We start from the raw sequence: 9,004 nt of genomic DNA on the forward strand, positions 1-9,004 counted from the left end.
GGGCGGGCGTCGCGGTGTCCGTCGGGGCCGGGGTGGCCGCCAGCAGCGCACCGGGCACCGCTGCGCCGTCGCCGCTCTGGGTCGGCGTCGGCTCGGGGCTGGCGGTGTCCGTCGGGGCCGCGGTGGGAGCGGCGGGGTCGGCCGGTGCGGCGGTCTCCGCCGGGACGCTGGCCGCCGGGGTGGCCGCCGCCACGGCGATCACCGGGCGGAAGCGCAGCTGCGCGGACTGCCGCACGAGGTCGAGGGTGGCGCGGCTGGGCGTGCCCGGGATCGACACCGAGATGTTGCTGCCGCCCTGCACCTGCACCTGCGCCTCGGTGACGCCCGTGGCGTTGACGCGCTGGCTGATGATGCTGACCGCGCGCTCGAGGTTCTCCTGCGTGGGCTGCTCACCGCCGGTGGTGCGCGGCGTGAGGATGACCTCCGTGCCGCCCTCGAGGTCGAGGGCCAGACCGGGGCTCCAGCTCGCCTCCCCCCACCGGACGCCGGCGGCGATCCCGCCGAACAGGACGGCGAGGAGGACGACCAGCACGGCGAGCGTGCGGCCGGGGCGGGGACGTCGGGGAGCTCTGCTGGGGGGCACGCCGTACCTCGGGTCGGGGCGCGATCGACCCGTCGGGCCACGCCGCGCGCTCAGGATTCACTCTGCGTGTTTCGATGCTGCCACAGCCGCCTCCGCTGTCCACCACCGGAGGCGTCCGGCTCCGCGGGGCGCGCCTCAGGCGCGGGGGCGGTCGTCCCCACCGGCCGCGGGGCCGGCACCGGGACCGTCCTTGTGCAGCGACAGCGGACCGGCCGTGCCCTCCGGGGCGGGAGCCGCACCCGACCGGCCCGGCGCCGCGGCGTCCGGGTCCGGACCGGTGGCCGGGGTGATGATGCGCGCCACCGCCCGCCGGTTCCAGCGGGTGACGGTGCCGGGGGCGAGCTCCAGGTGCACGACGTCGCCGTCCACGTCCACCACGCGGGCGAACATGCCGGACGTCGTCATGACCTCCGCGCCGGGACCCACGCTGTCGAGCAGCTGGGCCTGCGCCCGCTGCTGCTTGCGGGTGCGGGAGAACGTGAAGACCAGCAGGCCGACCATGAGCAGCAGGAAGACCAGCGAACCGTCCACGGGATGTGTCCTCTCCTGCCGGTGGTGAGGGGCAGCACCGGCGCGGCACCGGCATCGGACCGGCCCCCCGGGAAACGGTGGGTACCCGCACGGGGTTCCCCTCCGACCCGGGGAGCGAGTGTAGGGGTGCGCCCGGGCCCCACGGACCCCAGGCGTCCCGCGAGCACCCGCGGACCCGCTCGCGACCGGCCTCAGCCGGCCGGATCGGCCCCGCCGTCGTCCCCGGTCTCCTCCTCCGGCTGCAGCGCCAGCTGCCAGGCCGTGCCGCGCGGCGGGGTGAGACCCAGGTGCGCCCACGTCTCCGGCAGCGCCACCCGGCCCCGCGGCGTGCGGCCGATCAGGCCCTCGCGGACCAGGAACGGCTCGGCCACCGTCTCCACCGTCTCGGCCTCCTCGCCCACGACGACCGCCAGCGTCGACAGGCCCACCGGCCCACCGCCGAAGCGGCGGCACAGCGCCTCCAGGACGGCGCGGTCGAGGCGGTCCAGACCGCGCTCGTCGACCTCGTACACCTCCAGCGCCGCCCTCGCCGCGCGGCGGTCGACGATGCCGCTGCCGCGCACCTGCGCCCAGTCCCGCACCCGGCGCAGCAGCCGGTTGGCGATGCGGGGCGTGCCGCGGGAGCGGCGGCCGATCTCCTCGGCCCCCTCGGCCGTCAGCTGCACCCCCAGCAGGGCGGCGGAGCGGCGCAGCACCTGCACCAGCTCCCCCGGGGTGTAGTAGTCGAGGAAACCGGTGAAGCCGAAGCGGTCCCGCAGCGGCGCCGGCAGCAGCCCCGCGCGGGTGGTGGCGCCGACGAGGGTGAACTTCGGCAGCTCCAGCGGGATGGCCGTCGCGCCCGGTCCCTTGCCGACGACCACGTCGACGCGGAAGTCCTCCATCGCCATGTACAGCATCTCCTCCGCCGGCCGCGCCATGCGGTGGATCTCGTCGAGGAAGAGCACCTCCCCCTCGTCGAGGGAGGACAGCACGGCCGCCAGGTCGCCCGCGTGCTGGATCGCCGGCCCGCTGGACTGGCGCAGCGGGGCACCCATCTCCGCGGCCACGATCATCGCCAGCGTCGTCTTGCCCAGGCCGGGCGGACCGGAGAAGAGCACGTGGTCGGCCGGCGCACCCCGCTGGCGCGCCGCGGCCAGCACGAGCTGCAGCTGCTCGCGCACCACCGTCTGCCCGACGAACTCGCCCAGGTCGTGCGGGCGCAGCGCGGACTCCGCCGCCCGCTCGACCGCGTCGGCGCCGCCGGTGACGACCCGGCCCTCCCCCGCGCGCAGCGGTACCTCCCCGCTCACGTCAGGTCCTGCTCAGGTGGCGCAGGGCCGCGCGCAGCGCCGCCGCGACGTCGCCGCCACCGGGCACCGGGCCGTCCGGGGCGGTGACGGCGTCCACGGCGTCACCGGCCTGCCTGGCCGCCCAGCCCAGCCCGACCAGGGCGTCGACGACGTCGGAGCGCCACGTGCCGGCGTCCGCGGCGGTCGGCGCCGACCCCGGCAGCGGCGAGGACGGCGGTCCGAGCCGGTCGCCCAGCTCCAGCACGATGCGCTGGGCGCCCTTGCGGCCGATGCCGGGCACGCGCACCAGCGCGGTGAGGTCCTCGGCGGCCACCGCCGCCCGCAGGCCGTCGGGGCTGTGCACCGCGAGCATCGCCAGGGCCAGTCGAGGGCCCACGCCGGAGACGGTCTGCACGGTCTCGAAGACCTCCCGCTCGTCGGCGTCGGCGAAGCCGTAGAGCGTCAGGGAGTCCTCCCGCACGACGAGGCTGGTGGCCAGCATCGCCTCCTGACCCGTGCGCAGCCCCGCCAGCGTGCCGGGCGCGGCGTGCACGAGCATCCCGACGCCGCCCACCTCCACGACCGCCGAGTCCAGCCGCACCGCGAGCACCCGCCCGCGCACCGACGCGATCACCGACCACCGCCTCCCCGGCCCCCGCGGGAGCCGAACACCTGTACGAGCCCCACCGTAGCGAGCGGCGCCCACACCCCGGTGGGACGGCGCGCCCGCGAACGGGCAGGCTGCCGCCGTGAGCCGCTCCGAGCACGAGAACCCCCGCCAGAACGTCACCTTCCCCACCACCCGCGCCGACGGCGACGACCATGCGCACGGCTACCTCGCGCTGCCCCCGGGCGGCTCGGGGCCCGGCGTGGTCGTCGTCCAGGAGTGGTGGGGCCTGACCGACCACGTCGTCGACGTCGTGGACCGCTTCGCCGCCGAGGGCTTCGTCGCCCTGGCGCCCGACCTGTACGGCGGGCGCACCACCCACGACGGCGAGGAGGCCGCGCGGCTGCTGCAGCAGCTGCCCGTCGACCGGGCCGCCCGCGACCTGGCCGGGGCGGTCGACCACCTGCTCGGCATGCCGGAGGTGACCTCCCCGGCCGTCGGCGCGGTCGGCTTCTGCATGGGCGGGCGCTTCGTCCTGGTCCTGGCCGCGCAGCAGGGCGGGCGGATCGGGGCGGCGGTGCCCTGGTACGGCCTGGCGCCGGCGGAGACGGACTTCTCCGGGCTGCGGGCCGCGGTGCTCGGCCACTTCGGGGAGCAGGACCGCTCCGTCCCGCTGGAGGGCGTGCGCGCCACGGCCGAGGCGATCCGCGCCGCCACCGGCACCGAGCCGGAGTTCCACCTCTACCCCGCCGGGCACGCGTTCTACAACGACGAGCGCCCCGGCTACGACCGGGGGTCCGCCGAGCTGGCCTGGGGCCGCACCACCGCGTTCCTGCGCGAGCACCTGCCCGCGCGCAGCACGTCCTGAGGGAACGGCCACCGGGCGTCAGCGGCGGCCGCGGGACCCCCGCGCCGCGGCCGCCGCCTCGGCGTAGCCGTTGCGCCGCCCCGTGACCAGCGCGGCGTGGGCGGCGGCCTCGAGCCTGCTGGTGGCGCCCCCGCGCCACAGGTGGCACAGCGCCAGGGCGAGCGCGTCGGTGGCGTCGGCGGGGCGCGGCGCCTCCGCCAGCCCGAGGATGCGGGTGACCATCTGGGCCACCTGCGCCTTCTCCGCGCGCCCGGAACCCGTGACCGCGGCCTTGACCTCGCTGGGGGTGTGGGTGGCCACCGGCAGGCCGCGCCGGGCCGCCGCGACGAGCACGAGCCCGGCGGCCTGGGCGGTGCCCATCACGGAGCGGACGTTGGCCTGGGCGAAGACCCGCTCCACGGCCACGACGTCCGGGCGGTGCCGCTCGAACCAGTCCTCCAGCCCCTCGCTCACCGCGAGCAGGCGCAGCGCCACGGGGTCGGCGGCCGGGGTGCGCACCACGCCGACCTCCACCATCGCCGCGCGCCGGCCGCCGGAGCCGTCCACGACCGCCAGGCCGCAGCGGGTGAGCCCCGGGTCCACCGCCAGCACGCGCACGGCCCCACCCTCGCACGTGCGGGGGCGGGGCCGGTGCGGGCGGTGCGGCTCAGGCGTCCTCGAGGGCCGCCATGACCTCGTCGGAGACGTCGTAGTTGGCGAAGATGTTCTGCACGTCGTCGCAGTCGTCGAGGACGTCGACGAGCTTGAACACCTTCGCGGCGCCGTCGGCGTCCAGCGGCACCTGCACGCTGGGCACGAAGCTGGCGTCGGCGGAGTCGTAGTCGATGCCGGCCGCCTGCAGGGCCTCGCGGACGGCGACGAGGTCCGTGGCCTCGCTGATGACCTCGAACGTGTCGCCCTGGTCGGTGACCTCCTCGGCCCCCGCCTCGAGGACGGCCATGAGGATGTCGTCCTCGGTCAGGTCCGTGCCGGCCTTGCCGATGACGACGACGCCCTTGCGGGAGAACATGTACGCCACGCTGCCCGGGTCGGCGATGCTGCCGCCGTTGCGCGACAGGCGGGTGCGCACCTCCATGGCCGCGCGGTTCTTGTTGTCCGTGAGGCACTCGATGAGCAGCGCCACACCGCCCGGCCCGTAGCCCTCGTACATGATCGTCTGCCAGTCCGCGCCACCGGCCTCGGCGCCGGAGCCGCGCTTGACGGCGTTGTTGATGTTGTCGGCCGGGACGGAGGACTTCTTCGCCTTCTGGATGGCGTCGAAGAGGGTGGGGTTGCCGGCCGGGTCCCCACCGCCGGTGCGCGCCGCGACCTCGATGTTCTTGATGAGGCGCGCGAACATCTTGCCGCGCTTGGCGTCGATGACGGCCTTCTTGTGCTTGGTCGTCGCCCACTTGGAGTGGCCGGACATGTGCTTCCCCTCAGCTCGCGTGCGCCGTCTGGAACCCGCTCGGGGCCGCGCCCCGCTTCCGCGCCGCCACCATCCGCACGAAGGCGCGGTGGACGCGGGGATCGCCCGTGATCTCCGGGTGGAAGGACGTGGCCAGCAGGTTCTCGTGCCGAACGGCGACGATCCTACCCGCGGCCGGCCCGGAGCCCACCCGGGCGAGCACCTCGACGCCGTCGCCGGCCTCCTCCACCCAGGGCGCGCGGATGAACACCGCGCGCACGGGGCCGCCCTCCACGCCGGTGACCGCCAGGTCCTCCTCCCAGGAGACGACCTGGCGGCCGAAGGCGTTGCGCCGCACGAGCACGTCGAGCCCACCGAGGGTGCGCTGCCCGGGTGCGGCGTCGGCGACCCGGTCGGCCAGCAGGATCATCCCCGCGCAGGAGCCGTAGGCGGGCAGCCCGCCGGCCAGGGCCTCGCGCAGCGGCTCGCGCATCCCGAAGGCGGTCAGCAGGCGGTCGATCGCGGTCGACTCCCCGCCGGGCAGGACGATGCCGTCCACGGCCGCGAGCTCCGCCGGGCGTCGCACGAGGACCGCCTCGGCGCCGCAGGCGCGCAGCGCGGCCAGGTGCTCGCGCACGTCGCCCTGCATCGCGAGGACGCCGACGACGGGGGCGCCCGCCCCCGCCGCGCGACCGGATCCGTCGCGGGGTGCCGCGACGGGCACGCTTGCGGTGGTGGACGCGGCGCTCACCCCTGGAGGGTACGGGGCGGCGCACCAGCTCCCCGCGCGGCCTTAGTGTCGCCGGGTGAGCCTCGCACCCTCCCCGACCACCAGCGGCGACGACCTCGACGCGCGGTGCGCGCAGCTGGACGCCACCGCGCTACCGGCGCGCACCCGGGAACGCTTCGACCTGCCCGCGGGGACGACCTACCTCGACGGCAACTCCCTGGGTGCGCTGCCGCGGGCGGTGCCCGTCGCCGTCGCCGACGCCGTGCAGCGGCAGTGGGGTCGCGACCTCATCGCGTCCTGGAACGGCAACGGCTGGTGGCAGGCGCCGCTGCGCGTCGGCGACGCGGTCGGGCGGCTCGTGGGTGCCGCACCGGGGCAGGTGGCGGTCACGGACTCCACGTCGGTCAACCTCTTCAAGCTCTACGTCGCCGGTGCCCGGCTGCGGCCGGGGCGGCGCGTCGTGGTCACCGACCCGGACTCCTTCCCCACCGACCTGCACGTCCTCACCGGCGCGGCGCGGCTGGCCGGGCTGGAGGTGGTCACCGCCCGGGTGCCGGACGTGGCGGCCGTGCTCGCGGCACGGGGCCCGGAGGTCGCGCTCGTGGCGCTGTCGGAGGTGGACTACCGCACCGGCGAGCGCTGGGACCTGCCGGCGGCGACGCGGGCGGCGCACGACGCCGGCGCGCTGGCGCTGTGGGACCTGTGCCACTCCGCCGGCGCCCTGGACGTGCGCCTCGACGACCACGGTGCGGACCTCGCCGTGGGCTGCGGCTACAAGTACCTCAACGGCGGGCCGGGAGCGCCGTCCTTCTGCTACGTCGCCCACCGGCACCAGAGCGGGTTCGACTCCCCGCTCACCGGCTGGCAGGGGCATGCCACGCCGTTCGCGATGCTCGGCGAGCACACCCCCGTCGAGGGCGTCGGCCGGGTGCGGGTCGGCACCCCGCCGCTGCTGTCGCTGCTGGCGCTGGAGGCCGCGCTGGGCGCCTTCGACGACGTCCGCCCGGCCGAGCTGCAGGCGGCGGCCCACTCCGTCACGGGCTTCTTCCGGGCGTGCGTGCAGCGGCTCGTGCCGGAGGTGGAGGTCGCCACGCCCGCCGACGACGCCCGGCGCGGGGCGCAGGTGGCGCTGCGCCACGCCGATGCCTACGCCGTCGTGCAGGCCCTCATCGCCCGCGGGGTCGTCGGGGACTTCCGCGAGCCCGACATCGTGCGCCTCGGCTTCGCCCCGCTGTACGTCACGCACGCCGATGCGCTGCACGCGGCCCGGCAGCTGCGCGCGCTGCTCGACGCCGGCGAGCACCGCGACCCGGCGTTCTCGGTGCGCGCGACGGTGACCTGAGCGGGCGCTGCGCGACGGCGGCTGCGAGGGCGGGGCTCGCTCAGTCCACCTCGCGCAGCGTGCCGTCCCAGCCGTCGCGCAGCCCGGTGAGGACCGCCGGCAGCGCCACCGGGTAGCACCTGACGCCGCTGCCGGCGAGCTCCTGGGCCGTCCACCAGCGGAACCCCGTGAGGCTGGCGCGCTCCAGCGCCGTCCAGCCGCTGCGGTCCAGCACGACGGGTGCCCGCAGGTGCAGCAGGAAGAACACCTCCCGCTGCCGGCAGCGGGACCCGAGCCAGTCGAACTCCGGCTCGCGCAGCAGGACCGGGCCGACGAGGTCGGCCGGGTCGACGACGACACCCGTCTCCTCCGCCAGCTCCCGGGCCGCACCCGCCCGCGGCTCCTCCCCCGCCAGCAGGCCACCGCCCGGGGTGAACCACCAGCGCTCCTCGGGCGCGGCGGGGTCGCAGCCGTCCAGCAGCAGGACGCGGCCCGCGTCGTCGACGACGAGGACGCGGGCCGCGCTGCGGGTGCGCACGCCGCCGGGACCGGTGCCCCACTCGGGGCCCAGCGGGTCCGGCGACGTCACGGGAGCGGGTGCGCCGGGCTCACCAGCCGCGGGTGGCGAGGCGGTGCGGCTCGGGGATGGCGTCGACGGTGATGCCGACCATCGCCTCGCCGAGCCCGCGGGACACCGTGGCCAGCACGTCCGGGTCGTCGTGGAAGGTGGTGGCCTTCACGATCGCCTCGGCCCGCTGCACGGGGTTGCCGGACTTGAAGATGCCCGAGCCGACGAACACGCCCTCCGCGCCCAGCTGCATCATCATCGCCGCGTCGGCCGGGGTCGCGATGCCGCCGGCGGTGAAGAGCACCACGGGCAGGCCGCCGCGCTCGGCGACCTCCTTGACCAGCTCGTAGGGCGCGGCCAGCTCCTTGGCGGCGACGAACAGCTCGTCGGGGCTCATCGAGCGCAGCCGGCTGATCTCCGCGCGGATGGTGCGCATGTGCGTCGTGGCGTTGGAGACGTCGCCGGTGCCCGCCTCGCCCTTGGAGCGGATCATCGCCGCGCCCTCGGTGATGCGCCGCAGCGCCTCGCCCAGGCCGGTGGCCCCGCAGACGAACGGCACGGTGAAGGCGTGCTTGTCGATGTGGTGGGCGTAGTCGGCCGGGGTGAGGACCTCGGACTCGTCGATGTAGTCCACCCCGAGGGACTGCAGGATCTGCGCCTCGACGAAGTGGCCGATGCGGGCCTTGGCCATCACCGGGATGGAGACCGCGGCGATGATGGACTCGATCACGTCCGGGTCGCTCATGCGGGCCACGCCGCCCTGGGCGCGGATGTCGGCGGGCACGCGCTCCAGGGCCATGACGGCCACCGCACCGGCGTCCTCGGCGATGCGGGCCTGCTCGGCGGTGACCACGTCCATGATGACGCCGCCGCGCAGCTGCTGGGCCATGCCGCGCTTCACCAGCGTGGTGCCGACGGCGGCGTCGCCCGCACCGCCCACCTGGGGAGCCTGGGTGCCGTTGCTGGTCTGGGTGCTCACGTCGAACCTCGCGCGTCTCGTGGACCGACCCGGCGTCGGGCCGGGGCGCCTGCAGTCTAGGAGCCCGCTGCACCGCCGCTGCGCCCGTCGGCCACCCCCGAGCCCGTCACGGCGCCCGTGCCCGTGCCCGTGCCCGTGCCCGTGCGGGTCAGCTGCGCCCGC

The 9,004-nt window shown here is 76.4% G+C and carries 10 protein-coding genes and 1 pseudogene; 2 read left to right on the forward strand and 9 right to left on the reverse strand.

Annotated features, from left to right (window positions below; genetic code table 11):
- The 4 genes and pseudogenes from ABEB16_RS09915 to ruvA all read right to left on the reverse strand — a co-directional run.
- Positions 1–583 (reverse strand): annotated as a pseudogene (locus ABEB16_RS09915) (protein translocase subunit SecD); the annotation flags it as partial.
- 135 nt (positions 584–718) lie between these two features.
- Complete coding sequence (gene yajC, locus ABEB16_RS09920; RefSeq protein ID WP_345712095.1) at positions 719–1,114, reverse strand: preprotein translocase subunit YajC; 396 nt, start codon at positions 1,112–1,114, stop codon at positions 719–721.
- 191 nt (positions 1,115–1,305) lie between these two features.
- Entirely contained in the window at positions 1,306–2,403 is a 1,098-nt protein-coding gene (ruvB, locus tag ABEB16_RS09925) for a Holliday junction branch migration DNA helicase RuvB (RefSeq protein WP_345712096.1), read from the reverse strand.
- A gap of 1 nt (position 2,404) precedes the next feature.
- Positions 2,405–3,016, reverse strand: coding sequence for a Holliday junction branch migration protein RuvA (gene ruvA / locus ABEB16_RS09930; RefSeq protein WP_345712097.1), 612 nt, complete (start codon positions 3,014–3,016; stop codon positions 2,405–2,407).
- A gap of 115 nt (positions 3,017–3,131) precedes the next feature.
- Here ruvA and ABEB16_RS09935 point away from each other — a divergent pair, with 115 nt between their 5' ends.
- Positions 3,132–3,857, forward strand: a complete 726-nt coding sequence (locus ABEB16_RS09935; protein ID WP_345712098.1) for a dienelactone hydrolase family protein — start codon at positions 3,132–3,134, stop codon at positions 3,855–3,857.
- Positions 3,858–3,875: 18 nt separating this feature from the next.
- On the opposite strand, the gene ruvC is transcribed toward ABEB16_RS09935, so the two are convergent.
- The 3 genes from ruvC to pdxT are packed head-to-tail and all read right to left on the reverse strand — an operon-like array spanning position 3,876 to position 5,968.
- On the reverse strand, positions 3,876–4,454 hold the full coding sequence (gene ruvC / locus ABEB16_RS09940) for a crossover junction endodeoxyribonuclease RuvC (RefSeq protein ID WP_345712099.1): 579 nt from the start codon (positions 4,452–4,454) through the stop codon (positions 3,876–3,878).
- Positions 4,455–4,503: 49 nt separating this feature from the next.
- On the reverse strand, positions 4,504–5,265 hold the full coding sequence (locus ABEB16_RS09945; RefSeq protein WP_345712100.1) for a YebC/PmpR family DNA-binding transcriptional regulator: 762 nt from the start codon (positions 5,263–5,265) through the stop codon (positions 4,504–4,506).
- Positions 5,266–5,275: 10 nt separating this feature from the next.
- Complete coding sequence (gene pdxT / locus ABEB16_RS09950) at positions 5,276–5,968, reverse strand: pyridoxal 5'-phosphate synthase glutaminase subunit PdxT (protein WP_345712102.1); 693 nt, start codon at positions 5,966–5,968, stop codon at positions 5,276–5,278.
- Positions 5,969–6,050: 82 nt separating this feature from the next.
- On the opposite strand from pdxT, the gene ABEB16_RS09955 reads away from it, so the two are divergent.
- Complete coding sequence (locus ABEB16_RS09955; protein ID WP_425560155.1) at positions 6,051–7,316, forward strand: kynureninase; 1,266 nt, start codon at positions 6,051–6,053, stop codon at positions 7,314–7,316.
- Positions 7,317–7,356: 40 nt separating this feature from the next.
- Here ABEB16_RS09955 and ABEB16_RS09960 read toward each other — a convergent pair whose 3' ends face one another.
- Both ABEB16_RS09960 and pdxS read right to left on the reverse strand, forming a co-directional pair.
- On the reverse strand, positions 7,357–7,884 hold the full coding sequence (locus ABEB16_RS09960; protein ID WP_345712101.1) for an NUDIX hydrolase: 528 nt from the start codon (positions 7,882–7,884) through the stop codon (positions 7,357–7,359).
- Positions 7,885–7,903: 19 nt separating this feature from the next.
- The gene (gene pdxS / locus ABEB16_RS09965; RefSeq protein WP_345712104.1) at positions 7,904–8,803 is read right to left on the reverse strand and encodes a pyridoxal 5'-phosphate synthase lyase subunit PdxS; all 900 of its coding nucleotides are present in this window, start codon (positions 8,801–8,803) and stop codon (positions 7,904–7,906) included.
- Positions 8,804–9,004 lie beyond the last annotated feature (201 nt).

This window comes from Kineococcus glutinatus (genome assembly GCF_039542765.1).
Taxonomy (GTDB): Bacteria; Actinomycetota; Actinomycetes; order Actinomycetales; family Kineococcaceae; genus Kineococcus_A; species Kineococcus_A glutinatus.

Bases quoted from the DNA above. Each gene is read 5' to 3' on its own strand.
- ABEB16_RS09945 (WP_345712100.1), bottom strand. From the start codon at position 5,265: ATGTCCGGCCACTCCAAGTGGGCGACGACCAAGCACAAGAAGGCCGTC.